Annotated in this window: 24 protein-coding genes and 1 pseudogene; 16 read left to right on the top strand and 9 right to left on the bottom strand. The window is 53.9% G+C overall.

The window, feature by feature from the left end; all coding sequences use genetic code 11:
* Nucleotides 1-157, bottom strand: a 157-nt coding sequence (locus ACG0Z5_RS11750) for a transposase (protein WP_394447734.1), incomplete at its 3' end; no start/stop codon positions are given.
* A gap of 68 nt (nucleotides 158-225) precedes the next feature.
* Between ACG0Z5_RS11750 and ACG0Z5_RS11755 the strand changes: the two are divergent.
* Nucleotides 226-2,412, top strand: a pseudogene (locus ACG0Z5_RS11755) (autotransporter outer membrane beta-barrel domain-containing protein); the annotation flags it as partial.
* Between the two features lie 74 nt (nucleotides 2,413-2,486).
* On the top strand, nucleotides 2,487-3,104 hold the full coding sequence (locus tag ACG0Z5_RS11760; protein WP_394447554.1) for a helix-turn-helix domain-containing protein: 618 nt from the start codon (nucleotides 2,487-2,489) through the stop codon (nucleotides 3,102-3,104).
* A gap of 3 nt (nucleotides 3,105-3,107) precedes the next feature.
* Here the strand turns inward: ACG0Z5_RS11760 and ampH are convergent, their stop codons facing one another.
* Complete coding sequence (gene ampH, locus ACG0Z5_RS11765) at nucleotides 3,108-4,265, bottom strand: D-alanyl-D-alanine-carboxypeptidase/endopeptidase AmpH (RefSeq protein ID WP_394447556.1); 1,158 nt, start codon at nucleotides 4,263-4,265, stop codon at nucleotides 3,108-3,110.
* 204 nt (nucleotides 4,266-4,469) lie between these two features.
* Here ampH and ACG0Z5_RS11770 point away from each other — a divergent pair, with 204 nt between their 5' ends.
* The 3 genes from ACG0Z5_RS11770 (at nucleotide 4,470) to ACG0Z5_RS11780 (ending at nucleotide 7,471) form a co-directional block, all read left to right on the top strand.
* Entirely contained in the window at nucleotides 4,470-5,003 is a 534-nt protein-coding gene (locus ACG0Z5_RS11770) for an isochorismatase family protein (RefSeq protein ID WP_394447558.1), read from the top strand.
* Nucleotides 5,004-5,126: 123 nt separating this feature from the next.
* Nucleotides 5,127-6,347: a peptide antibiotic transporter SbmA gene (gene sbmA, locus ACG0Z5_RS11775; RefSeq protein WP_394447561.1), complete on the top strand. Its 1,221-nt coding sequence runs from the start codon at nucleotides 5,127-5,129 to the stop codon at nucleotides 6,345-6,347.
* 14 nt (nucleotides 6,348-6,361) lie between these two features.
* Nucleotides 6,362-7,471, top strand: coding sequence for a DUF1615 domain-containing protein (locus ACG0Z5_RS11780; RefSeq protein WP_394447562.1), 1,110 nt, complete (start codon nucleotides 6,362-6,364; stop codon nucleotides 7,469-7,471).
* On the opposite strand, the gene ACG0Z5_RS11785 is transcribed toward ACG0Z5_RS11780, so the two are convergent.
* Entirely contained in the window at nucleotides 7,462-7,758 is a 297-nt protein-coding gene (locus tag ACG0Z5_RS11785; RefSeq protein WP_394447563.1) for a DUF2755 family protein, read from the bottom strand. The genes ACG0Z5_RS11780 and ACG0Z5_RS11785 overlap by 10 nt on opposite strands.
* Before the next feature lie 278 nt (nucleotides 7,759-8,036).
* Between ACG0Z5_RS11785 and ACG0Z5_RS11790 the strand changes: the two genes are divergently transcribed.
* Entirely contained in the window at nucleotides 8,037-8,255 is a 219-nt protein-coding gene (locus ACG0Z5_RS11790; protein ID WP_319626648.1) for a DUF2754 domain-containing protein, read from the top strand.
* A 36-nt stretch (nucleotides 8,256-8,291) separates the two neighbouring features.
* Here ACG0Z5_RS11790 and ddlA read toward each other — a convergent pair whose 3' ends face one another.
* Entirely contained in the window at nucleotides 8,292-9,392 is a 1,101-nt protein-coding gene (gene ddlA, locus ACG0Z5_RS11795) for a D-alanine--D-alanine ligase (protein WP_394447565.1), read from the bottom strand.
* A 96-nt stretch (nucleotides 9,393-9,488) separates the two neighbouring features.
* Here ddlA and ACG0Z5_RS11800 point away from each other — a divergent pair, with 96 nt between their 5' ends.
* The 4 genes from ACG0Z5_RS11800 (at nucleotide 9,489) to psiF (ending at nucleotide 12,488) form a co-directional block, all read left to right on the top strand.
* Entirely contained in the window at nucleotides 9,489-10,175 is a 687-nt protein-coding gene (locus ACG0Z5_RS11800) for an extensin family protein (RefSeq protein ID WP_394447566.1), read from the top strand.
* A 167-nt stretch (nucleotides 10,176-10,342) separates the two neighbouring features.
* On the top strand, nucleotides 10,343-11,545 hold the full coding sequence (locus tag ACG0Z5_RS11805) for a multidrug efflux MFS transporter (protein WP_394447568.1): 1,203 nt from the start codon (nucleotides 10,343-10,345) through the stop codon (nucleotides 11,543-11,545).
* Nucleotides 11,546-11,740: 195 nt separating this feature from the next.
* The gene (gene iraP, locus ACG0Z5_RS11810; RefSeq protein ID WP_319626652.1) at nucleotides 11,741-12,001 is read left to right on the top strand and encodes an anti-adapter protein IraP; all 261 of its coding nucleotides are present in this window, start codon (nucleotides 11,741-11,743) and stop codon (nucleotides 11,999-12,001) included.
* A 166-nt stretch (nucleotides 12,002-12,167) separates the two neighbouring features.
* Nucleotides 12,168-12,488, top strand: coding sequence for a phosphate starvation-inducible protein PsiF (gene psiF, locus ACG0Z5_RS11815; protein ID WP_394447570.1), 321 nt, complete (start codon nucleotides 12,168-12,170; stop codon nucleotides 12,486-12,488).
* Between the two features lie 60 nt (nucleotides 12,489-12,548).
* Here the strand turns inward: psiF and proC are convergent, their stop codons facing one another.
* On the bottom strand, nucleotides 12,549-13,358 hold the full coding sequence (gene proC, locus ACG0Z5_RS11820) for a pyrroline-5-carboxylate reductase (RefSeq protein WP_394447572.1): 810 nt from the start codon (nucleotides 13,356-13,358) through the stop codon (nucleotides 12,549-12,551).
* Between the two features lie 113 nt (nucleotides 13,359-13,471).
* Between proC and ACG0Z5_RS11825 the strand changes: the two genes are divergently transcribed.
* From ACG0Z5_RS11825 to ppnP, 5 genes are all read left to right on the top strand, one after another.
* The gene (locus ACG0Z5_RS11825) at nucleotides 13,472-13,930 is read left to right on the top strand and encodes a YaiI/YqxD family protein (RefSeq protein ID WP_319626655.1); all 459 of its coding nucleotides are present in this window, start codon (nucleotides 13,472-13,474) and stop codon (nucleotides 13,928-13,930) included.
* A 290-nt stretch (nucleotides 13,931-14,220) separates the two neighbouring features.
* Nucleotides 14,221-14,775: a shikimate kinase AroL gene (gene aroL, locus ACG0Z5_RS11830; protein ID WP_394447736.1), complete on the top strand. Its 555-nt coding sequence runs from the start codon at nucleotides 14,221-14,223 to the stop codon at nucleotides 14,773-14,775.
* A 42-nt stretch (nucleotides 14,776-14,817) separates the two neighbouring features.
* On the top strand, nucleotides 14,818-15,009 hold the full coding sequence (yaiA, locus tag ACG0Z5_RS11835) for a protein YaiA (RefSeq protein WP_394447575.1): 192 nt from the start codon (nucleotides 14,818-14,820) through the stop codon (nucleotides 15,007-15,009).
* 251 nt (nucleotides 15,010-15,260) lie between these two features.
* A complete protein-coding gene (locus ACG0Z5_RS11840) occupies nucleotides 15,261-15,938 on the top strand; it encodes an AroM family protein (RefSeq protein ID WP_394447577.1) in 678 nt (225 codons plus the stop codon).
* Nucleotides 15,939-16,020: 82 nt separating this feature from the next.
* The gene (ppnP, locus tag ACG0Z5_RS11845; RefSeq protein ID WP_319626659.1) at nucleotides 16,021-16,305 is read left to right on the top strand and encodes a pyrimidine/purine nucleoside phosphorylase; all 285 of its coding nucleotides are present in this window, start codon (nucleotides 16,021-16,023) and stop codon (nucleotides 16,303-16,305) included.
* 36 nt (nucleotides 16,306-16,341) lie between these two features.
* Here ppnP and rdgC read toward each other — a convergent pair whose 3' ends face one another.
* The gene (gene rdgC, locus ACG0Z5_RS11850) at nucleotides 16,342-17,253 is read right to left on the bottom strand and encodes a recombination-associated protein RdgC (RefSeq protein WP_319626660.1); all 912 of its coding nucleotides are present in this window, start codon (nucleotides 17,251-17,253) and stop codon (nucleotides 16,342-16,344) included.
* A 93-nt stretch (nucleotides 17,254-17,346) separates the two neighbouring features.
* On the opposite strand from rdgC, the gene mak reads away from it, so the two are divergent.
* Nucleotides 17,347-18,252, top strand: a complete 906-nt coding sequence (gene mak, locus ACG0Z5_RS11855) for a fructokinase (RefSeq protein WP_394447580.1) — start codon at nucleotides 17,347-17,349, stop codon at nucleotides 18,250-18,252.
* Nucleotides 18,253-18,259: 7 nt separating this feature from the next.
* Here the strand turns inward: mak and araJ are convergent, their stop codons facing one another.
* From araJ to sbcD, 3 genes are read right to left on the bottom strand one after another with little or no spacing between them, the layout of a single operon-like run.
* Entirely contained in the window at nucleotides 18,260-19,429 is a 1,170-nt protein-coding gene (araJ, locus tag ACG0Z5_RS11860; RefSeq protein ID WP_394447582.1) for an MFS transporter AraJ, read from the bottom strand.
* The gene (gene sbcC / locus ACG0Z5_RS11865) at nucleotides 19,426-22,575 is read right to left on the bottom strand and encodes an exonuclease subunit SbcC (protein WP_394447584.1); all 3,150 of its coding nucleotides are present in this window, start codon (nucleotides 22,573-22,575) and stop codon (nucleotides 19,426-19,428) included. The genes araJ and sbcC overlap by 4 nt, the downstream gene beginning before the upstream one ends.
* The gene (gene sbcD, locus ACG0Z5_RS11870; protein ID WP_394447586.1) at nucleotides 22,572-23,774 is read right to left on the bottom strand and encodes an exonuclease subunit SbcD; all 1,203 of its coding nucleotides are present in this window, start codon (nucleotides 23,772-23,774) and stop codon (nucleotides 22,572-22,574) included. The genes sbcC and sbcD overlap by 4 nt, the downstream gene beginning before the upstream one ends.
* Nucleotides 23,775-23,795: the final 21 nt, after the last annotated feature.

A 23,795-nucleotide genomic window follows, 5' to 3' on the forward strand; every position in this document is an offset into this window, starting at 1 on the left:
TCATAGAGGCATCCATCCCGCCAAAGCGTGAACGCCACTTATAGAAACTGGCACTACTCATGCCATGCTCGCGGCACAACTCGGTGACTGGTGTTCCGGCCTCAGCTTGCTTAAGAATGGCCATGATCTGGCTGTCGGTAAAACGTGCTTTTTTCATAGAAATCTCCCCGATTCAGATTACGAGAAATTCTACTTATAAACACACCGTTTTTTCGGGGGGATTACCACACCACTGATTCCCATACCTGGGATAACAACATTGCTGTAACTGACTCGACTGTAACTTCTGGTTCATATACTGCGCTGGAAAATGACGGTTGGTATGGTAATTCAGAAGAGCCAAGTGATTACACCGGTAAGGGCGGCGCGAATGACGTTGCTCTCTCTTTCGCCGACAGTGCGGCATCTGATTATGCAATGAAAAACAACGTCAACTTCAGCAATTCTACGCTGATGGGTGATGTTGTGTTTAACAGCACCTTCAACGCTAATTTCTATCCGACTGGGCATGATTCGTCAGATGATGGCGTGCTGGATACCAATGGTGGCTGGACTGACGACAACCTGAACGTTGACGAGCTGAACATTACGCTGAATAACGGCAGCAAATGGGTCGGGGATGCAATTTTCAATTATGAATTTACTGTCCCGGTTAACATGTACGACGTTGCCGTCAATAGCCTTGAACCCAATTCAACTTATGATCATTGGGGCAATGTTGTCGACGATCAGACCTTCCAGAGCGGCGTGTTTAACGTTGCGCTGAACAACGGTTCAGAATGGGATACCGTTAATGGATCTCAGGTTGATACCCTGACCGCAAATAATGGTTCTTTGGTTAAAGTTGCCGATGGCTCCGGTCTGTTAGCGGATACCATTACCCTGACTAATGGTTCTGCAATGAACCTCAGCACTGACGGTACCGTTAAGACCGATCATTTGACCGTTGATACCTACAGTACTGTTGATCTGTCCGATGAAACCGCACAGTTGTATGCGAACACCATTACCGTTTCAAACGGTGGGGAATTCAGTATCGTTGGCGACGATTTTGATGCGCGCTCGCTGACTACTGATACAGTAGAACTGACCAATGGCGGCGTGTTTAATATCAATAGCAATGACTATGTATTAAACGCCGATCTGGTTAATGGCCATACCAACACCACCAACACGTCGGATGCGACCTACGGTTATGGCGTGATCGCCATGAACTCAGATGGTCACCTGACCGTTAATGGTAACGGCAACACCCATAATGCTGGTGAAGAGTTCAGCATTGATGATGCAGGCGACGGTGTGACTGCTGCAACCGGTAACTACAAAGTTCGCATTAACGATGCGACCGGTGCGGGTTCTGAGTCTCAGTACAAGAATAAAGAACTTATCTATATCAATGATAAGAACAGCAATGCGACGTTCTCCGCGGCCAACAAAGCTGACCTGGGTGCTTACACCTATCAGGCTCAGCAGATGGGCAACTCTGTCGTTCTGCAACAGCGTGAACTGACCGATTATGCCAACATGGCGCTGAGCATTCCGTCTGCAAACACCAATATCTGGAACCTGCAACAGGATACCCTGGGTACCCGTCTGACTAACGCGCGTCATGGTTTGATTGATGACGGCGGTGTTTGGGTGAGCTACTTTGGCGGTAACTTTAATGGCGATAACGGCACGATCAATTACGATCAGGACGTAAACGGCATTATGGTGGGTCTGGATACTCAGATTGAGGGTAACTATGCCAAATGGACCGTTGGTGCAGCAGCAGGCTTTGCCAAAGGTGATATGAGCGACGAGTCGGGTCAGGTTGATCAGGATAGCCAGTCTGCCTATATCTACTCTTCTGCGCGTTGGGCAAACAATGTGTTCCTCGACGGCAACATGAGCTACAGCCACTTCAACAACGACCTCACTGCCAACATGAGTAACGGTGAGTATGTTGATGGTGATACTGCCAATGATGCCTGGGGCTTTGGCCTGAAACTGGGTTATGACTGGAAATATAATGCTGCGGGCTATGTGACGCCTTACGGTGCAATTTCAGGTCTGTTCCAGTCTGGTGATGATTATCGCCTGAGCAACGAAATGCGCATGGACGGTCAGTCTTATGACAGCATGCGTTATGAACTGGGGATCGACACCGGTTATACCTTCACCTATAGCGATGATCAGGCGCTTACGCCTTACTTCAAACTTGCCTATGTCTATGATGATTCAGATAATAGTGCTAACGTGAACGGTGATGAAATCGACAACGGCGTTGAAGGCTCTGCGGTTCGTGTCGGTGCTGGTGCACAATTTAACTTTACCAAGAAATTTAGCGCATATACCGATGCTAACTACCTGGGCGGCGGCGACGTTGAGCAGGATTGGTCTGCAAATGTGGGCGTGAAATATACCTGGTAATTAATCTAAGCAGGGGACAATGTCCCCTGCTTTTTAACCCCTAACATGACATTGACACAGGATGTGACACTCGCATGTTATCTGTAAAACCTTTGTCTGCATTCCACGTACTTGATCAGCATTTCTTCCCCATGGCGTGTTCACTGACTCTGCATCCCCAAGATTCTCTTAGCCTGAAAAATGATGGCGCTGTCTTGACCGTTATACGTCAAGGAACGTTTAAACTTGAGCGAACACAGGAAGATATTCTGGTCGGTATCAGCCCTTCGCCAATGATCCTTGGATTGCCAGGTTTGTTTGATCCCCGAAGCGAGAGTTATCAGCTAACGGCTCTGACCGAGTGTGATGCTTATCAGCTGGAAGGATCGCTAAGCAAAGGGATACTGGATCGTAATCAACTCTGGCGGGAAGCGTTTCAGTGGGTGAGCTGGATTTCAAAGGCGCAGGAAGCTCGCGATGTCCAACTGATTGGCCAAAACTCTTACAGCCAGATCAGGGCTACATTGCAGGTCATGTCCAAATGGGATGAAGCACTGCGTGCTAGAATTGGCGTGATGAACTACATCCAACAACGCACCCATATTTCCCGTTCGGTAATAGCTGAAGTTCTGGCGGCGTTGAGAGCAGGGAATTATATCGAAATGAATAAGGGCAAGCTGACATCCGTCAAGCGCTTGCCCCTTGAGTATTAAGCATCAGGATGCTGGAACGACCAACGGGGTGTTGCCACTCAGTTCGGTGACCAAATCGTTAATGCCATCACTCATATTCACGAAGCGCGTTAACGGGGAACGTGTTACGACCACGAATGCCCCGACATTATGCTGCGGGATCATCGCCATATAGGTAATGAAGCCTCCGCCACCGCCCGTTTTCTGAATAATACCCGGACGACCGTTTTTCGGTGCCATGTATACCCAACCCATACCGAGCGCATCGGCTTTACCCGGCACGTCCATGCCAATAACGCGTGTTAACTGGCTACGCTGATAGATGAGTGTTTGCATTCGGTCAGCCTGCTGATTGCGAGTATAGAAATCAGAAGACAGGAACTGCTGCATCCAGCGCATCATATCGCCGGGAGTCGAGTAAACCCCGCCGCTACCAATCGCCGCCAGGGTGTTATCGCACGGACTCGCCCCTTTTTCAGCCACCATCAGGCGTTGGCACTGGTCCGGTGAAGGCGTAAAGGTGGTGTCTTTCATCCCCAATGGGCGCGTTATTTGCTCTTCAAAAAGTTGCGGATAGGGTTTACCCGCCGCGGTGCTCAGCGCATCGGCCAAAAGGTCAAATGCCAGATTTGAATACGCCGCTTGCGAGCCCGGGGCTGCTTTTAGCGTCGCGGTGCTCAGCCAGTTCCAGCGCTGATTATGCGTCGGCCAGACAAACACCGGACGATGTGCGGCGCCGCCTGGCTGTTCGCGAGGCAGGCTGCTGGTGTGCGTGGCGAGGTTTACCAGCGTAATCGGCTGGCCATGATAGCTCGGCACACTGGCACCCGGAGGCGCATATTTGCTCAGCGGATCGTTGAGTTTCACCACCCCCTGATCCAACAATTTCACCAGCATCTCGCTGGTCATCAACTTGCTGAGGGACGCTATGCGAATGACCGAATCGAGCTGTGGATGAACGTTGTTGCCCGGACGAGTTTCTCCGAAGCTGCGAAACACCCGCTGGTTGCCGTCAATAACGACCATTGCCATTCCCGTCGCACCGCTGCCGAAATAGATATGATTGGCGTATTTATCGACAATATTAGAAGCAAAAACCGGGTCCGGGGAGGTTTGTGCGGCCTGGGCAACAGGCAACGAAGCAGCAAAAAGCGCCGCAAGCAATAACAGACTACGTTTCAAGGAAAGCATCCATGAATTGAATTGGGAGGATAATGCGTATTTATACTATTAAATGCCCGCTTGCAAAGCGCCTTTATGCTGGATTTACGCAATAAAAACGTAACGACGGGTAAATATGAATATTTTTCCTGCACGCCTTTACGCGCTTTTGTGAACTCGCGCGTATGATACTCTCAATCTTCACAGACAGTTACGGAGCAAATGATGTCGGATAAACGTGTTGTGATGGTGGTGGATATGCAAAAAGGGGTCTTCGCCACTGCACGCTTGCGTGAGCCAGAATGTGTCGCCAGGGTGAACCGGCTTATTCAGGTCGCTGACCGCGTCATCTTTATCCAGCACATTGAAGAGGGCGGTCTGGAGGAAGGGAGTGAAGGCTTCGCCTTGTTGACGGAGCTCGAACAGCCGGCCGATGCACTCTACGTAACGAAAACGGCCTGCGACGCCTTTTATCAAACCGACCTGGAGCAGGTTCTTGCCAAAAATAGCATTACCGGATTTGTGATGTGCGGTTGCGCCACAGACTACTGCGTCGATACCACTCTCAAAGTGGGAGCCAGCAAAGGCTACCAGATTACGGTTGCTGAAGACGCCCACACCACCGCAAATCGCCCCGCGGCAGAGGCCTCCACGCTGATAGCCCACTACAACGAGGTCTGGCGCACGCTGACCGTTCCCGGCAACCCGGTCCACGTGAAACCGGTGGAAACAATTGTTGCGCAATGGCTTGCGAACTAAGCCCTTTGTCATCGGTCTGAATGACGGTTTATTTTATTACGCTTTGCAGCGGCGACTGCCGCAGCGGATTTTCCCTGAAACACAGCAACCTCAAAACGATAAGAAGTTAGCAGGAGAGCATGTATGTTTAAGTCGTTTTTCCCTAAGCCGGGACCCTTTTTCCTCTCGGCAGCCATTTGGGCGCTAATCGCCGTCATATTCTGGCAGGTCGACGGTGGCGATTGGCTGCTGCATCTGGCCGGTGCCAAAGGGGACGTACCCATCGGTGCGTCACGATTTGTGTCGATGAACTATCTGGTTTTTTATGCCTACTACTTTTTTGTCGTGGGCTCGTTTGCGCTGTTCTGGTATCTGTTCAGTCCGCACCGTTGGCAGCGCTGGTCGGTGCTCGGCACCGCACTCATTGTCTTCGTCACCTGGTTCCAGGTTGAGGTCGGCGTGGCGATCAATGCCTGGTATGCGCCGTTTTACAACCTGATTCAGGAAGCAATGGCATCGCCGCATAAGATCAAGATTGAACAGTTTTATCAAGAGCTGAGCGTCTTCTTATGTATCGCGCTGATCGCGGTGGTGGTTGGCGTTCTGAGCAACTTCTTTATCAGCCATTATGTGTTCCGCTGGCGCACCGCCATGAACGACCATTACATGGCGCACTGGTCGCGACTGCGCCACATTGAAGGTGCCGCCCAGCGTGTGCAGGAAGACACCATGCGTTTCTCATCCACGCTGGAAGATGTTGGGGTTGGGTTTATCAATGCCATCATGACCCTGATTGCCTTCTTACCGGTACTGGTGGCGCTGTCTCCGAACGTCAAAGACTTGCCTGTTGTGGGCTATATTCCTTATGGCCTCGTTTGGGCCGCCATTATTTGGTCAATTGTTGGCACCGGGCTGCTGGCCGTGGTGGGGATTAAGCTGCCAGGGCTTAACTTCAAGAATCAGCGGGTAGAAGCGGCGTACCGTAAAGAGCTGGTTTATGGTGAAGATCACGCCGATCGTGCGACACCGCCGACCGTTAAAGAGCTTTTTGCCGCCGTGCGTCATAACTATTTCCGGCTCTACTTCCATTACACCTATTTCAACATTGCGCGCATCCTGTACCTGCAGGCGGATAACGTATTCGGTCTGTTCCTGCTTTTCCCGTCGATAGTTGCAGGGACCATTACGTTAGGGTTAATGTCGCAAATTAATAATGCTTTCAGCCAGGTGCGCGGTTCGTTCCAGTATCTGATCAGTTCCTGGACCACGCTGGTGGAACTGATGTCTATCTACAAACGTCTGCGCAGTTTCGAGCGAGAGCTGGATGACCTGCCAGAGCAGGAAATCACTCAATCTTTTAGCTAAAACAGGGAAGCACGATGGCGATAGCCACCACACGCAAGGTTTCAACCTCACTGACCCTGCTCGCCGGAATCATTCTGGCGGGCTGTACCAGCCAAAAGCCGGTATTGAAAGAAGGCGAAAAGCCGGTGGATGTCGCCGCCGTGGTTCGGCAGAAAATGCCTGCTAGCGTAAAAGACCGCGAGGTCTGGGCACAAAGTATCGCCAAAGCGTTTGAAAGCCAGAAGCTTGCGCCGACGGAGGAAAATGTCTGTTCGGTACTGGCGGTGGCACAGCAGGAGTCAAACTATCAGGCCGATCCTGTCGTGCCGGGCTTGAGCAAAATCGCCTGGCAGGAAATTGACCGCCGGGCGGAAAAGGTGCATGTGCCTCTGTTCCTGGTGCATACGGCGCTGAAAATTACCTCGCCGAACGGCAAGAGCTACAGCGACCGCCTTGATACGGTGAAAACTGAAAAGCAACTGAGCGCTATTTTTGATGACTTCATTGGCATGGTGCCAATGGGGCAAACGCTGTTTGGTTCGCTCAATCCGGTACACACCGGCGGGCCGATGCAGGTCAGCATCGCGTTTGCGCAAGCGCATGAAAAGGGCTATCCGTGGAAAATGGACGGTACTGTGCGCCAGGAAGTGTTCACGCTGCGTGGCGGATTATGGTTTGGTACTTATCATTTGCTTAACTACCCGGCGAGCTATTCCGCACCGCTTTACCGCTTTGCTGATTTCAACGCGGGCTGGTATGCCAGTCGCAATGCGGCGTTCCAGAATGCGGTCAGTAAAGCCAGCGGTGTGAAGCTGGCGCTGGATGGCGATTTGATTCGCTACGACAGTGATGAACCGGGTAAAACCGAGCTGGCGGTACAAAAGCTGGCGGCGAAGCTGGGCATGAGTGACCGTGATATTCATCAGCAGTTGCAGAAAGGTGACAGTCAGGCGTTCGAGGACACCAGGCTTTATCAAGGCGTATATCAGCTCGCCGAAGCCAGGACCGGAAAAACGCTGGTGCGGGAAATGCTGCCGGGGATCCAACTGGAAAGCCCGAAAATCACCCGCAATCTTACAACTGCGTGGTTTGCAAAGCGCGTCGATGATCGTCGGGCCAGCTGCATGGCGAGGGGTCAGAAATAACGACGCCAGCGCATAATAAGGGCGACCACGCCAAGTAGGGCACAGCCCGCGAGGAACGGAACCAGTCCAAACAGCGTACCGACCGCCAGCCCGATTTCTATCCGTGGGCGACTGCTGTCCTGCGCCAGGTGCTCGAACACGCCGGGGGCATGAACCACAAGGTTTAACATCTGCGCGCCGACCCAGAAACAGAGCAGAACAAATAACGCGTAAGCGATATTACCCGGGGTGGAGGATTCCTTTTTTTTCCCGGCAATAATAGACCTGGAGAAAGTGAATTCAGTCATAACGACCTCCTGATACAACTCACGCACTGACGCTATCAGGCGTTTTATCTGCTGGCGACCGCCAGAATATATGAGTGTGAGTTTGACAGCAGAAGGCCATTGTCAATATCAGATTCGTGGTAATTTTGCGGCGATAAGGCACCTATTTTCATCTTTTACAGCCTGGTTCACAGAGTTTCTCCCTAAGTCAAACGGGTGAATGTTAAAAATTTGCTAAGCACCGCGCAGACGGCGTTGGCGCAATGTGCGACGATAGCGTTTTCTTTTGCGGAGTGGTTATGAAACTGCCTGATAAAATTCGCCGCGACTGGCACTATTATGCCTTTGCCATCGGTCTGATATTTATACTCAATGGCGTGGTCGGGCTGTTGGGCTTTGAAGCGAAGGGTTGGCAGACTTATGCCGTGGGCCTGGTGACCTGGGTCGTCAGTTTCTGGTTGGCGGGATTCGTGATTCGCCGTCGCCCGGTGGAAGAAAATGAGAGTCCGCAGGCATAAACCGGGCAGCGTTGCCACCGCCCGGTAACATCAATCTTAGGCGCTCATGGTGGTTTTCAGTGCCGCATTGGCCTGATGACGCTCCAGCGCCAGTTCAATCAGGCGGGTAATCAGGCTGGTGTAATCCAGACCGCTCGCCTGCCACAGCTTCGGATACATGCTGATATTAGTAAAGCCCGGCAGGGTGTTGATTTCATTGATCACCACCTCATTGTCCGGCGTCAGGAACACATCGACGCGCGCCATTCCGCTACAGCCCAGAGCCTGATATGCCTCAATCGCCGTCTGGCGAATCTTATCATTGACCGTCGGTTCAATTGCCGCAGGGACCACCACTTTGGCACCCTTATCATCGATGTATTTGGTGTCGTAGGCGTAGAACTCGCTGTTCAGTACAATTTCACCGCAGGTGCTGGCCTGAGGCTCATCATTGCCGAGGACCGCACACTCGATTTCACGCCCGTTGATACCGGTTTCCACTACCACTTTACTGTCGAACTCGAACGCCAGCGCCACGGCCTGCTGATACTGTTCTTCGGTCTTCACTTTGCTGACGCCAACAGAGGATCCCTGGTTGGCCGGTTTAACGAACAGCGGCAGACCGAGTTTTTCCTTCACCACGGCAAAGCTGAATTTTGCACGGTTGGTTCGGGTTAAGGTCACGAACGGCGCAATTGCCAGCCCGGCATCACGTAGCAGACGCTTGGTTACATCTTTGTCCATACAGGCCGCTGAGCTCAGGACATCGGAACCCACGAATGGCAAATTAGCCATCCGCAACATGCCCTGCAAGGAACCGTCTTCGCCCAACGTCCCATGGACAATCGGGAAGATAACGTCAATAGCGGGCAACGGTTGGCCGCTTTCGGCGTTGATTAACTGCTCAGAAGATTTACCCGGGATCTGGGCCAGCGTAATGTCGGAAGGGCGCAGGGCGATTTGGGCAGGATCGTGCGCGTTGAGCAGATAGCTGCTGGCATCATTAATGTGCCATTGACCCTGCTTATCAATACCCAGTAACACCACCTCAAAACGCGTCTTATCCATCGCCTCAACAATGTTCTTTGCCGACTGCAAAGAGACTTCATGTTCAGCCGATTTCCCGCCAAAGACGACCCCAACCCGCAACTTAGCCATTTCCACATCCATCCACAGAAAACACAAAGCCGATACCATATCACGTCATTCCGGGCGCTTCTGCCATAATCTTAGTTTTCAGTATCAGGAGAAATAATGAGAGGGAAAGGGGTCATCGGGCTGCTGGTCATGGTTGCCGTAGGCTATCTGGGGTACCGCTTTTTGCCGCCGCAATTCAATCCTTTTGCGCCGCTGACGCTGGACGATCCGCCTGGTCGGATAACACAATTTAAGCTGAAGCGCTTACCCGCGGAACGTTGTCCCATCTTACTGGAACAGGCTAACCAACGTGGCTGGATAAGCACCAAAAACCTAGCCAACAACAGCGATGGGCCGTGTCCGTTGCATCACGCGGTCAGCGTGGCGAATTTTGGCGACGTTCGGCTCAGTCAGCGTTTTGTGGCGAGCTGCCCGTTGGCACTCAGCAGCGCGCTGTTCGTGCAGCAGCAGGCGAAACCGCTCGCCCGACAATACCTCGGTAGTGGACTGCGTCAGATTGACCATCTCGGCAGTTTTGCCTGTCGGAATATTTATCATCGCCAGAATGCCCGCCTGAGCGAGCATGCGACCGCAGACGCACTGGATATCAGCGGATTTCGCCTGACCGACGGGCGAAATATTACGGTCCTTAAAGGTTGGAAAACCGCAGAGAGTGAGCCATTCTTGCGGGCGTTGCTCGCCGCCAGTTGCCAGTACTATGGCAATGGGCTCGGGCCGGATTATAACGCAGCCCATGCCAACCATTTTCATCTGGGGATGCGCGGGTATGGCCTCTGCCGTTGAGCATAACGCGCTGTAAAAAGGCTGATAATCGTGAGATGTGTCACACAATTTCATAATGGAAAAATAAAACACCAAACTCTCGTGGAGCGCATCTCGCGCCATACAAGCAGATGGCTTGCTTGCTATGCTGGAAAATACATATCGAAAACGAATGAAAACGCGTAGTTATGGAATCCTGGAAGGTTAATCTCATTTCCGTCTGGTTTGGCTGCTTCTTTACTGGCCTCGCCATCAGTCAAATCCTGCCTTTTTTGCCGCTGTACGTTTCCCAACTGGGGGTCACGTCGCATGAAGCTCTGTCGATGTGGTCCGGTCTGACCTTCAGCGTGACGTTTCTGGTATCAGCTATTGTTTCGCCGATGTGGGGCAGCTTAGCGGATCGTAAAGGTCGCAAGTTGATGCTGCTCCGCGCCTCGCTCGGAATGGCGATTGCTATCCTGCTTCAGGCTTTTGCCACCAACGTCTGGCAGCTGTTTATTCTGCGCGCCATTATGGGTCTGACCTCCGGATATATCCCGAACGCGATGGCACTGGTAGCCTCGCAGGTGCCGCGTGAGCGCAGCGGCTGGGCGCTAAGCACGTTGTCGACGGCACAGATCAGCGGCGTGATTGGCGGCCCACTTCTGGGCGGATTCCTGGCTGACCACGTTGGCCTGCGTGCCGTGTTCTTCATCACTGCTATTTTGTTGACGGTGAGTTTTCTGGTGACGCTATTCCTGATTAAAGAGGGCGCGCGTCCGCAGGTGAGTAAAGCCGATCGTCTCAGCGGAAAAGCGGTGTTCGCGTCTCTGACCTATCCGGGACTGGTGATCAGTCTGTTTTTCACCACCCTGGTTATCCAGCTGTGTAATGGTTCGATTGGTCCCATTCTGGCGTTGTTTATTAAATCGATGGAGCCGCAGAGTAATAACATCGCGTTTCTGGCCGGGATGATTGCCGCCGTGCCGGGAATTTCAGCGCTCATTTCCGCACCCAGATTGGGCAAGCTTGGCGACCGTATCGGCGCGCACCGTATTCTTTTGGCTACCCTGTTTTGCGCGGTGATAATGTTCTTCGCGATGTCGTTTGTCACTACGCCTTTCCAGCTTGGCGTGCTGCGTTTTTTGTTGGGCTTTGCCGATGGCGCAATGCTGCCGGCGGTACAAACTCTGCTGCTGAAATATTCCAGTGACCAGGTAACCGGACGCATCTTCGGATATAACCAGTCGTTTATGTATTTGGGCAACGTGGTGGGGCCGCTAATAGGAGCCTCGGTCTCTGCGATGGCAGGATTCCGCTGGGTGTTTGTCGCCACCGCGATTGTCGTGCTTATCAATCTGGTACAGCTCGCCATTATGCTGCGCCGACGCCAGCATAATTCCATCAATTAAACGGTTCACACTGAGGGGCTGGCGTGTTATTTCTTCGGCCCCCTGAATTTTGGTAGGGATAATCTTCGCGAGAGAAACGTTTCGCTATCCATTCAATTTGCATAATTCAAAAATTATAAAATAATTCTTATGGCAGCTAGGCATTATGGATCATCGGTGCTACCGTCTCAGGCATTCTCATAAGGAAGTCTCACCATGAAAAATCTGATTGCAGAACTGTTGGTTAAGCTTGCAGAAAAGGAAGAAGAATCAAAGGAGTTAGTGGTTCAGGTAGAGGCATTAGAAATTGTGGTAACCGCGTTGTTACGCCACATGCGACAGCCGGAACAGCAGGCACTGATAACAGATATTGAAGCAGCGCTTGATGAAGTTAAACCAGAGCTTAATGTTCCCGAGCACGATACCGAATTACTGCATCAGTATATAAAGAAGCTATTACGGCATCCGCGTAATTAAGGTGGATGCCGTAATCTAAGGCGGCGAGGGATCCCGTAATCGCCGCTCCTCTTCTATTATTCCACAAGCCATGCACTTTACTTATCGCTATTTTTTACATCGTAAGGTGGTTTTTTTCGTATGAGCGACCAGACTTACTGAGATCCCCTCAAAGAAGGATGGTGCAATGAAAATAACATTACTGGTGACTCTACTGTTCGGCATGGTATTTCTCACAACCGTGGGAGCCGCAGAAAAAACGCTGACCCCGCAACAACAGCGAATGACCACCTGCAACCAGCAGGCGACGGCCAAAACGCTGAAAGGTGATGCGCGGAAAACCTATATGAGCGACTGCCTGAAAAACGGCAGCTCAAAACCGGAAGAAAAAAGTCTGACCCCACAGCAGCAGAAAATGCGTGAGTGTAATGCCACCGCAACCCAGCAGTCGCTGAAGGGTGACGATCGTAATAAATTTATGAGTGCATGTCTGAAGAAAACCGGGTAATGCAAAGATAAAATAACGGGTGAGACGCAATGGCGGCCCACCCGTTGTTTTCAGTTATGATCAGGCTTTACTCAGTTTTTCTGACTTTTCCATACAGCTCACCATCGCTTCGATAACCGCCGAGCGGAAACCTTTTTCTTCCAGCACGCGAACCGCTTCAATGGTGGTGCCGCCAGGAGAGCAGACCATATCTTTGAGTTCGCCCGGATGAATGCCGGTCTCGAGCACCATTTTGGCTGAGCCCATCACCGCCTGTGCGGCAAACTTATAGGCCTGCGCGCGCGGCATTCCGCCCAGTACAGCGGCATCCGCCATCGCTTCGATAAACATAAACACATAGGCTGGCGCTGAACCGCTGACGCCCACCACCGGGTGGATCATCGGCTCGGCAATGACTTCGGCTTCACCAAAGCAGCGGAAAATAGTGACTACATCGGCAATGTCTTCACTGGTGACCAGTGCGTTAGGTGTGATGGAGGTCATCCCGGCATTGACCAGCGACGGGGTGTTTGGCATTGCGCGAACAATTTTACGGTCGTGCCCCAGCGCGCGGGCGAGCTGATCGAGGGTAACACCGGCGGCAATTGACACCACCAGCGTGTCTTTATTCAGGCTGGACGCCACATCGCTCAGCACTTTGGTCATGATGCCTGGCTTGACCGCACCAAAGACGATATCGGCCACTTGGGCGACATCCTGAGCTGACTCGGCGGCGTTAATGCCATACTGATCGTGCAGGGCAGCGACTTTTTCAGGCGATGGGGTATAAACCCAAATTTGGGCGGGCTGGACCTGGCCACTGGCAATCAGGCCACCGAGAATGGCTTTGCCCATATTACCGCAGCCGATGAAACCGATTTTCTTTTCCATTCTGTCTCTCCCTCAGCGTTTTTCTGATAATGCCTCTTAGCTTATCATTTTGTGGCTTTGCCGGAAGAAGAAAGCAGGCGACAATGCCCCGGTAATTTTATTCAGGAGTGAGTATGGTGATTTGGGTGGATGCGGATGCGTGTCCGAATGTGATTAAAGAAATCCTGTTCCGCGCGGCGGACAGAACACAAACGCCGGTTACGCTGGTTGCCAACCAGAACCTGCGCGTCCCGCCGTCACGTTTCATTCGTGCAATGCGTGTTCCTGCCGGTTTTGACGTCGCTGATAACGAAATTGTGCGTCAGTGCCAACCGGGTGATTTAGTGATAACTGCGGATATTCCGCTGGCGGCGGAAGTTATTGCCAAAGGCGGCGCGGCGCTCAATCCGCGCGGGGAGCGATACAGTGAGGCCACTATTCGCGAGCGTCTGACGATGCGAGATTTCATGGATACGCTGCGGGCCAGCGGCATTCAGACCGGTGGCCCGGACAGTTTGTCTCAGCGGGATCGCCAACAGTTTGCCGCAGAGCTCGACAAGTGGCTGCTGGCGGTTCAGCGCGGGCAGAATTAACCCAGCAGTCATACATTGCCAAAGTCAATCTGTGCATAAATGTGTTACCTTTTGCAGCCGGTCAGGGGTTGTCAAACCGTCGCGCTTTCATGTAAGGTTGCCGCAACACACAATGACACTATTTCTTTACACCCTCATTTCGCCCAATAGCCAATAATGACAAGGAACGATTGGGATTCTGGATTAAGGGTGTAATTTTTACTTTACACTTACTTGCGTACTAGTTTGCTGGTATTATTATCCGCTTACGTGTACGGCTCATCGCCGCAGTACCAGGGGGATTTTCAGTGATTACACAGCCCATTTTCCTTATCGGCTCCCGCGGGTGCGGTAAAACCACTGTCGGGCAGAAGCTCGCCGAAGCCTGTCATTTCGATTTCGTCGACACCGATATTTTCTTACAACAGCGTGCGCAACAGAGTATTGCCGATATCGTGGCAAAAGAGGGCTGGCCTGCTTTTCGTGCGCTGGAAACCAAAACCCTGCAAACCGTTACCGCGCCGCAAACGGTGATTGCCACCGGCGGCGGCATCATTCTGGCCCCGGTTAATCGTGACTTTCTGCGTAAGAGTGGGATTGTGATTTATCTCAAAGCGTCGGTCGCGGTACTGGCAGGCCGTCTTGAAGCCTTCCCGGAAGCCTCACAGCGTCCAACCCTGACCGGAAAGCCTATCAGCGAAGAAGTGCGGGAAGTGCTGTCCCAGCGTGATGCGCTATATCGCGAAACGGCCCACTTTACCGTGGACGCCGCCAGTGAACCGGATGAAGTGGTGGCGCAAGTGCTGGCGGCTATCGCAGCGACGAAAACTTCAACAATTCTGGTAAATTCAGCAAGCGCTGGCTAGCGCCTATACTTAAGGCTCTGAACCGAAAGAGGAAGAGCAACTATGCCGACAAAACCCCCGTATCCGCGCGAAGCCCGCGTTGTGGCCGTTGAAAAAGGTGAACCTGGTCAGACCGTCACCTGGTATGAACTGCGCGCCGACCATCCCAAACCTGACTCATTGATCAGCGAGCACCCCACGCAGGCTGAAGCTCTCGACGCCAAACGGCGTTATGAAGACCCCGATAAGTCTTAAATCCCCTTTATATTGCGCAACGCCTGCGCGATGCGGGCGTAAATCACACTTTTTAACTAAATTAAATGTTAAAGAAACGTTAAGTTCAAGATATTACTGGAGTGAATTGGAGTTACCTGGAATCTTTACAAACGCCCGTCGAGGGAAGCTGCTACGCTTCTGAACGGTTGTTTTTTTAGCCATCCAGGGGGCTGTTAGTGAGCCGTGAGCCTGTAACGAAGTTGTGAATGTCGTGATAAAAGGTACATAACATGAGTGCGACTTTGGCGATTCTTACCATCGGTGTCGTGCCGATGCGTGAGGTGATGCCGTTATTGACAGAGCACATCAGGGAAGATCAGATTACCCATGTCAGTCTGGTGGGAAAAATGACACGAGAAGCGGTCATGGAAGAGTACGCCGCAGAACCCGGTGAAGAGGTTCTCATTACTCTTCTGAATGATAATCAGCTGGCTGAAGTGTCCCGCAAGAAGATCGAACGCGATTTACAATCGGTTATAGAAGTGCTGGATAACCAGGACTTTGACGTCATTCTGTTCATGAGCACCGCGCCCATCAGCGGTCTGGTGGCACGAAACGCGATCCTTATCGAACCGCAGCGCATTATCCCGCCGCTGGTGAGCTCCATCGTCGATGGGCATCAGGTCGGCGTGATTGTGCCAATTCCGGAGTTAATGAAGTCTCAACGCATCAAATGGCAGGTGCTACAGAATCCGCCTCACTATGCGCTGGCAAACCCTATTCACGGCACCGAAGAAGAACTGGTCACCGCCGGAAAGAAGCTGATGACTGAAGGGGCGGACGTGCTGATGCTCGACTGCCTGGGGTTCAATCAGCGGCATCGTGATTTACTGCAGAAAGCGCTGGATGTTCCGGTCCTGTTATCGAATGTGCTGGTGGCGAGGCTGGTCGCGGAACTGTTGATCTAATTCTCAGTTAGTACGTGACAGTTCGCTGTCACGCCCCCTATATTGGTTTCATACACAACGACGAAACAATAAGGGTCTGTTTATGCTTCAAAGCAATGAGTACTTTTCCGGGAAAGTGAAGTCCATCGGTTTTACAAGCAGCAGCACTGGCCGCGCCAGCGTTGGCGTTATGGCCGAAGGGGAATATACCTTTGGGACGGCGCAGCCTGAAGAAATGACCGTCGTGAGCGGGGCGCTACACGTGCTGCTGCCGGGTGAAACGGAGTGGAAAACCTATACCGCCGGGCAGGTGTTTAACGTGCCAGGCCACAGTGAATTTCATCTGCAGGTCGCTGAGCCGACCTCGTATCTCTGCCGTTACCTGTAATAAAACGCCTTCCTGTCTGCACAGGAAGGCACCTGCTTAACGCTGAGCTTCGCCGCCCAGACCTTCAACCAGATTAGCCACCAGCGCAGCCAGTTCGCCGGTCATCAGGATAAAGTCGGCGTCGAAACGCTGATCGTAATTCTCACGCTCAATATCTTCATTCTGATCGCGCAGTTCGTCGCAGAACTTCAGACGTTTGATCGACGCATCGTCGCAAATCATAAACTGAATGCGCTGCTGCCAGTCCAGTGCCAGTTTGGTCACCACTTTTCCGGCTTCGATATGCACCGCGATCTCATCGCTGACCAGATCCTGTTTCTTGGCGCGGATCACGCCGCCGTCCTCAAGGATCGCTTTCAGTTCTGCTTCATCCAGCAGCTGGAAGCCCTGCGCCACGTTGCCGGAGCGAACCCACTCGGTCAGGGTCAGCTCAATCGGGTTTTCCAACGCCAGCGGAACCACCGGCAGTGAGCCGAGGGTTTTACGCAGCAGCGCCAGGGTGTCTTCGCCTTTCTTGGCGCTGGCACAATCGACCATGATCAGGCCGTTGACGGTATCAATCCATAACAGCGTCTGGCTGAAACGGCTGAAGGCACGTGGCAGCAGCGAGTGCAGCACTTCGTCTTTCAGGGAATCTTTTTCGGTCTTCTTAAGCTTACGGCCCTGTTCGGCTTCCAGCTTCAGGATCTTAGCTTCGAGCGCCTGTTTCACAACGGGGGAAGGGAGAATTTTCTCTTCCTTGCGGGCGCAGATCAGGATCTGACCGTTGGCCTCATGCGTGAAAGCATCACTGTGCGAACCCATCGGCGGGACCCAGCCGGTTTTTGCCATATCCTGGCTGCCGCAGGGAGTGAACGCCAGCGCGGCTAACTGTTTTTCCATCTCATCGGCGCGCAGAGAAATGTCGCGGCTAAGACGGTAAACCATTAAATTTTTGAACCACAGCATGATAATTTCCACGGCTTTGTCGTTAAATGCAGCGGGCATGATAGCGAATTGTCACTATGCTTGCATTGTTAATCAGGCACTGGGGAGGCTTCTGTGCGTATTGGAATAGATTTGGGTGGCACCAAAACAGAGGTCATCGCATTGAGTGACCAGGGTGAGCAGTTATTCCGCCATCGTTTGCCGACACCACGCGATGACTATCAGCAGACTATCGAGACCATTGCCACTCTGGTGGCGATGGCGGAGAAGGAAACCGGGCAGACCGGGAGTGTGGGGATGGGGATCCCGGGGTCAATCTCGCCCTATACCGGGGTGGTGAAAAATGCCAACTCCACCTGGCTGAATGGTCAGCCTTTTGACAAAGACTTGAGCAAACGTCTCAATCGCGAAGTGCGCCTGGCGAATGATGCCAACTGTCTGGCGGTCTCAGAATCTATTGACGGCGCGGCGGCAGGGGCACAAACCGTGTTCGCGGTGATCATCGGTACTGGCTGCGGTGCAGGCGTGGCGCTGGGCGGCAGGGCGCATATCGGCGGCAACGGCACGGCGGGCGAGTGGGGTCATAATCCCTTACCGTGGATGGATGAAGACGAGCTGCGTTATCGCGAAGAAGTACCGTGCTACTGCGGGAAGCAGGGTTGCCTCGAAACGTTTATCTCCGGCACCGGGTTTGCGACGGATTACCATCGCCTGAGCGGGAAGGCGTTAAAAGGCAGTGAAATTATACGTCTGGTCGACGAGCAGGATGCAGTTGCGGAACTGGCGCTGAGTCGGTACGAGCTGCGGCTGGCTAAATCACTGGCTCACGTGGTGAACATTCTCGATCCGGACGTCATTGTGATGGGCGGCGGGATGAGCAACGTCGAGCGCTTATACAAAACCGTGCCGGGACTGGTGAAGAATTTTGTCTTCGGCGGTGAATGTCAGACGCCAATCCGCAAAGCCGTGCATGGTGACTCGAGCGGCGTTCGCGGTGCGGCCTGGCTGTGGCCGCTGTAATCCGCGTTTAGGTCGACGAGAGCGCAGGTGCAGGCTTCTGTTTGCAGGAGGCATAAATCAGTAGCGATGACATCGCGAAAAATGACAGCAGGGCCGCGGGGAGCGCCACGTAGTTGTAGGCAAACCCCGCCGTCAGCATCATTCCCCCACAGTAAGCGCCGACGGCACTCCCCAGATTAAAGGCCATTTGTCCCCCGGCAGCCCCCAGCATTTCGCCACCTTTCGCATTTTGCAGCAGCAAAATTTGCAAGGGTGCAGAAAGGGCAAACAGGCCCATACAGCAGATGAATGTCAGACTGAGCGACGCGATTTTGTTGTCGCCAAACAAAAACAGCAGACCCAACGAAAGCGCAATAATCAAATCCGTCACAATGGCGATACTGAGCGGGGAGTATTTTCCGGATAAGCGGCCACTGAGAAGATTACCCGAGACCATACCCAGCCCGGCGAGCATCATGATCATCGTCATTTTCCCCTCGCTGAAACCAGCGACCGTCAGCATGAACGGCTTAATGTAGCTAAACCACGCGAAGACACCGGCATTGCCGAACAGGGTCGCGGCGAAGATAAGCCAGGGCGCGGGTGATTTCAGAAAGTGAAACTGCTCGCGCAGTTTGCTTTTGGCATTATCGGAAATATTGGGTACCCAAAATATCACTGCGGTCAGCACGGCAATATTAAAAATGGCGATCAATAAAAAGGTGTAGCGCCAGCTAAATTCCTGGCTCAGCCAGGTGCCAAGCGGCACGCCGAGCAGGTTGGCGAGGGTCATGCCGCTGACCATACCCGCGACGGCTGACGTTACCTTGCCGGGGCTGGCGAGCTTTGACAATATAATTGCGCCGACGCCAAAGAAGGCGCCGTGTGGAAAACCAGACACCATCCGGCCCGCTGCCAGCATCCAGTAAGACGACGACAGGGTGAACATCGCGTTCCCCACCAGGCACATCGCTACCAGAAAAATCAGAATATGTTTGAGGGAAAACCGATTGGAAAACAGGGCAATGACAGGCGCCCCAATCACCACCCCGAACGCATACCAGGAGATCATATGCCCGGCTGTGGGAATAGATATCCCCACATTGTGGGCAAGCTCGGTCAGCACCCCCATAATGCCAAATTCAGCCATGCCCAGGCCGAAGGTGCCTAACGCTAACGATAAAATGACTTTTTTCATTCAGGCCGCTCCACGGCAAAGTTTTTATCCAGCTTGCTGTATCCCAGCCCGTTAATTTTCTTCACTTTAATCTGCACCGGGATCCGCTCTTTCATCGCATCCACATGGCTGATAACACCAATCACTTTTCCGCTGGCGTTCAGCGCATCGAGCGCGTCCAGCGCGGTATCCAGCGTTTCGCTGTCGAGCGTGCCAAAGCCTTCATCAAGGAACAGCGAATCGATACGTGTTTTATGGCTGACCAAATCCGACAGCGCCAGGGCGAGGGCCAGGCTGACAAGGAAACTCTCCCCGCCGGACAGCGTGCGGGTATCGCGCACCGCATCGGCCTGCCAGGTGTCCATCACTTCCAGCTCCAGCGCTTCACTGGCTTTGCGTTTGAGCAGATAGCGCCCGTGCAGGCGGCTGAGTTGTTCGTTCGCCAGCCACACTAAATTATCCAGCGTCAGGCCCTGGGCGAATTTACGGAATTTGTCGCCCTCTTTGGAGCCAATCAGCGCATTCAGCCAGCTCCAGTCTTCCAGCGTCTGCGCCGCGGCGTCGATTTGAGCCATCAGTGTCTGCTGTTGGGCGCGGTTATCCGCGTCCTGTTTCAACTGCTGGCGAATTTCACCCTGCGCGGCGCTGTTGTCACGCAGACGCTGTGCCAGGTTGGCAAGCAGAATCTGTACCTGTTCGCGGGTTAGCGTGTCGGCTAAATCCTCCGGTCGCTGCTGCCGGTGGTGAATCTGTTCATGTTGCGCCTGGGATGCCAGGGCCTGTTGTTGCTGGAGCTGGTTTTCCAGCGTCTGTTTCAGCTCTTCAAGCTGACGGCGGGTTTCGTCATCGAGCAGCGCCGCCAGGAACGCCGCTTGGCTGGCAAACTGGCTGGCGCTGAGTGCGGAATCAAACTCTTTCTGCGCCAGGGTCAGACGCTCACGCTGCTGGTTTTCCTGCTGCTGTAACGTCTGCCACTGGCTGTGCAGCGACACGCAGTCGTGATGCACCTGTTGCCAGCCGTCGAGCGCCACCGGGGCGCGATCTTCATTTGCGGCCTCAGCCGGCAGGGTATCCAGCAGCGGTTGCAGTTGAGCCAGCTTCTGCTGAACAGATTGCTGCTGTTCGGTTTGCGTCTGCCACTGCTGGCTTTCCGCTTCACGCGCCGCCAGCCAGGCGGCCTCTTCACCGTTTGCGGGGAGCGTCAGGCCAAACCCGGCGAGAGTGTCACTCAGCGTTTGCTGGCGCTGCGCCATCTCCTGCTCTAGCGTGCTGCGCTGGTTTTTTAGCTCCAGCATCTGACGTTGCAGATTCAGACGCTGGCTGTGCTGATACAGCTGCTGTTCGTAGTTTTCCTGCTCGCTCAGCCAGGCCGCGATGTCATCTTCCGGCGTGAGGGCAATCTGCAAACCAGCCACCGTGGTTTGCCACTGGGAGGTGAGCGCTTGCTCCTGTTCGGCTACCGACTGCAGCTCGCTTTGTTCGGCCTGCTGCTGCTTAACCAGCGCGTCGAGCTGGCCTTTCAGGCTGGCCCCGGCTTCGCCAATCTGTTTGACCTCTTTTTCAAGCGCATCGCGGCGGGCTTCGTTTACGCCTGGCTTTAAGGCCTGATACTCGGCAATCGCCGGATGTTCAGCCGAACCGCAAAGTGGGCAAGGTGCGCCGGGTTGTAAACGGGCGCGTTCATCGGTGAGCTTCGCAATGATTTTCTCTTGCTCGCACAGCGTTCTGACGTCGTTGAACTGCTGCAGTTTTTCTTTGTATTGCTGGCGGCGGCTGGCCAGTTCGGCTTCGCCTTTTTCCCGTTCCTGCTGACGCTGGATTAACAGCGTTTGCAGCTGTTCGCGGCGCTTTTTCAGTGGCTGGAATTGGCTTTGCAGGACGTTCAACTGCTGTCGTAGCGGGCGGGCGGCGCTGTGCTGTTCCAGCGCGGTCGCCACGGCGGGCTCATCGAGGGTAAGCGTGGTCGGCGGTAGGGCGTTGAGCTGGCGCGTAACCTCGTTTTCGCGTTGGATAACGGTCTGTAATTGTGCCGTCTCGCGGGCCTGCTGACTAAAGGCCGCTCGCCAGCCGGTCAGCTCGCGCTGCCAGTGGCGATGATGTTCATGGGCGGTAAGCCAGTCGGTGAGGGTTTTCTGGCTGGCGGACAACTGCTGATGCTGCCGCTCGGCGCTGAGGCGCAAACGCCCACGTAGCGCCAGCTGGCTCTGTAAGCGAGTATTTACTTCTTCCGATTGCTGATGCGTTTGCGTCAGTGCGGTTTGGCTGTCCTGAAGACGGACCCATAGCGGGCGCAATCTGTCGGCGGGCTGGGCCTGTGCCAGCGTGGCGAGCTGCGGCTGGGCGGTGTTCAGCGCCGCCTGGGCTGCCGTCAGGGCCGACTGCGAGCGCGCCTGCGCTTCAGCTAACTCTGTTTCCCGGCTGAGCCACTGCTGCAAGAGTTGTGTGCGAAGCTGCTCGGTTTGCTGCTGCTTTTCTTCGTCAGTAAGTGCCTGCAAACGTTGCTGCAACGCCTGCTGTTGCTCGTCATTCAGCAAAATCATACCGGACGCCTGCGCCTGTAATTTTTCCAGCGCGATTTTGGCTTCCTTATGCTTCTCAAACACCCTGGCCGAAATCTGACCGTAAATTTCGGTGCCGGTCAGCTCTTCCAGTAGCTCGGCGCGCTCTTTCGGTTTGGCGTTGAGGAAGGCGGCAAACTGCCCCTGAGACAGCATCATCGAGCGGGTGAAACGGCCATAGTCTAGCCCGGTCAGCGAGGCGGTGAGATCCAGTTTGTCCTTCACTTTTTCAGCGAGGATCTTGCCATCGTCACAGCGCGCCAGCTCCACGCGCGGGGCCTGCAGGTTACCGTCCGGCTGGTTACGGGCGCGGTTCTGGCTCCAGAAGGCGCGATACGCCACGCCTTTGACTTCAAACTCCACTTCCGCCAGGCATTCGGCGGTATCGCGGGTCATCAGATCGTTTTGCGATTGCGACAGGGTGCTCAGGCGCGGCGTTTCGTGATACAGCGCCAAACAGATGGCATCGAGCAGGGTGGTTTTTCCCGCCCCGGTTGGCCCGGTAATGGCAAACAAACCGTTGCTGGCAAACGGCTCAGCGGTGAAATCAATTTTCCACTCGCCCTTTAATGAGTTGAGGTTCTTCAGACGCAGGCTCAAAATTTTCATGGCTGTTCCTCCCCGGAAAGCGCGCCCAGCGTTTCGTTAAACAGCTGATACAGGCGCTGTTGCTGCGGCTCTTCCAGCGTTTCCAGCGCCAGACGACGCGCAAAAACGTCTTCTACTTTTAGCTCGCTCAGGGTTTCGAGGTGTTCGTTGGCCAGAATACGCTCGCGCTGTTCGCGGCTGCGGCGCACCAGCAGCACCTCGACCGGAAGTTCATCGGTCAGGGCCTGAATTTTACGTTGGATGTCATGCAGATATTCGTCGCTGGTGATTTCGATATCCAGCCACACCGGGGCTCGGGTATCGCCGTCGCGCCACTGTTCCAGTTGGGCGCTGATGCTGGCGAAATCGCCTTTCAGCACCGCCAGTTGTTGCGTGACCGGCACCTCAAGCGGTGTCACCTCGGCCAGTTTACCGGCGCTGAAACTCACCAGGTTGACGGTTTTGGCTTTCCCGGTTTCATCAAAGCTCAGGGAAATTGGCGAACCGCAGTAGCGAATGTGCTCGCTGCCGCCAATTTTCTGCGCCCGGTGAATATGACCGAGGGCGATGTAATCCACCGGCGGGAAATTTTGCGCCGGGAAGGCATCGAGTGTGCCGATATAGATGTCACGTACCGCGTCACTTTTACTGGCCCCGACGGTGGTCAGATGGCCGCTGGCGATAATCGGCAGCTCACGCTCGCCGCGTATTTCACAGGCCTGCTGATACTGCTGCTGATAGTAATCGGTAATTGCCTGTAATAAATGCTGCTGCTTTTCGCCTGCCGTTGACCCGGCCTGGCTGACAATCACATCCCGCGGACGTAAAAAAGGCACCGGGCAGAAAATCGCCCCCGGCGTGCCGTCCCGGCGTTTGAGTACGCATGGCGACATACCGCTGCCCGCCACCACGGTGGTGTTGAGAAACGCCAGGATATCGCGGGATTCGTTCAGCGTTGCCACCGAGTCATGGTTCCCTGCCAGCACCACCAGATGGCAGCCGGTTTGCTGCAGTTTCACCACGAAGCGGTTGTACAGTTCGCGGGCGTAGCTTGGCGGCGACCCGGTATCGAAAATATCGCCCGCCACGATAATCGCATCCACCTGTTGTGCCTGTGCCGTTTCCAGCAGCCAGTCGAGAAAAGCCTGATGCTCTGCAGCGCGGCTTTTGCTGTAAAAATTCTGGCCAAGGTGCCAGTCGGAGGTGTGAAGGATGCGCATAATAAACCCGTGGCGGAAAAG

The organism is Scandinavium sp. M-37 (genome assembly GCF_043558715.1).
GTDB lineage: Bacteria > Pseudomonadota > Gammaproteobacteria > Enterobacterales > Enterobacteriaceae > Scandinavium > Scandinavium vulneris_A.

Bases quoted from the DNA above. Each gene is read 5' to 3' on its own strand.
- sbcC (WP_394447584.1), bottom strand. From the start codon at position 22,575: ATGAAAATTTTGAGCCTGCGTCTGAAGAACCTCAACTCATTAAAGGGC.
- ACG0Z5_RS11840 (WP_394447577.1), top strand. From the start codon at position 15,261: ATGAGTGCGACTTTGGCGATTCTTACCATCGGTGTCGTGCCGATGCGT.
- ACG0Z5_RS11780 (WP_394447562.1), top strand. From the start codon at position 6,362: ATGGCGATAGCCACCACACGCAAGGTTTCAACCTCACTGACCCTGCTC.
- proC (WP_394447572.1), bottom strand. From the start codon at position 13,358: ATGGAAAAGAAAATCGGTTTCATCGGCTGCGGTAATATGGGCAAAGCC.
- ACG0Z5_RS11785 (WP_394447563.1), bottom strand. From the start codon at position 7,758: ATGACTGAATTCACTTTCTCCAGGTCTATTATTGCCGGGAAAAAAAAG.
- araJ (WP_394447582.1), bottom strand. From the start codon at position 19,429: ATGAAAAAAGTCATTTTATCGTTAGCGTTAGGCACCTTCGGCCTGGGC.
- ACG0Z5_RS11760 (WP_394447554.1), top strand. From the start codon at position 2,487: ATGTTATCTGTAAAACCTTTGTCTGCATTCCACGTACTTGATCAGCAT.
- iraP (WP_319626652.1), top strand. From the start codon at position 11,741: ATGAAAAATCTGATTGCAGAACTGTTGGTTAAGCTTGCAGAAAAGGAA.
- ACG0Z5_RS11805 (WP_394447568.1), top strand. From the start codon at position 10,343: ATGGAATCCTGGAAGGTTAATCTCATTTCCGTCTGGTTTGGCTGCTTC.
- psiF (WP_394447570.1), top strand. From the start codon at position 12,168: ATGAAAATAACATTACTGGTGACTCTACTGTTCGGCATGGTATTTCTC.
- ACG0Z5_RS11770 (WP_394447558.1), top strand. From the start codon at position 4,470: ATGTCGGATAAACGTGTTGTGATGGTGGTGGATATGCAAAAAGGGGTC.
- rdgC (WP_319626660.1), bottom strand. From the start codon at position 17,253: ATGCTGTGGTTCAAAAATTTAATGGTTTACCGTCTTAGCCGCGACATT.
- ddlA (WP_394447565.1), bottom strand. From the start codon at position 9,392: ATGGCTAAGTTGCGGGTTGGGGTCGTCTTTGGCGGGAAATCGGCTGAA.
- ACG0Z5_RS11800 (WP_394447566.1), top strand. From the start codon at position 9,489: ATGAGAGGGAAAGGGGTCATCGGGCTGCTGGTCATGGTTGCCGTAGGC.
- sbmA (WP_394447561.1), top strand. From the start codon at position 5,127: ATGTTTAAGTCGTTTTTCCCTAAGCCGGGACCCTTTTTCCTCTCGGCA.
- sbcD (WP_394447586.1), bottom strand. From the start codon at position 23,774: ATGCGCATCCTTCACACCTCCGACTGGCACCTTGGCCAGAATTTTTAC.
- ACG0Z5_RS11825 (WP_319626655.1), top strand. From the start codon at position 13,472: ATGGTGATTTGGGTGGATGCGGATGCGTGTCCGAATGTGATTAAAGAA.
- ppnP (WP_319626659.1), top strand. From the start codon at position 16,021: ATGCTTCAAAGCAATGAGTACTTTTCCGGGAAAGTGAAGTCCATCGGT.
- ACG0Z5_RS11790 (WP_319626648.1), top strand. From the start codon at position 8,037: ATGAAACTGCCTGATAAAATTCGCCGCGACTGGCACTATTATGCCTTT.
- yaiA (WP_394447575.1), top strand. From the start codon at position 14,818: ATGCCGACAAAACCCCCGTATCCGCGCGAAGCCCGCGTTGTGGCCGTT.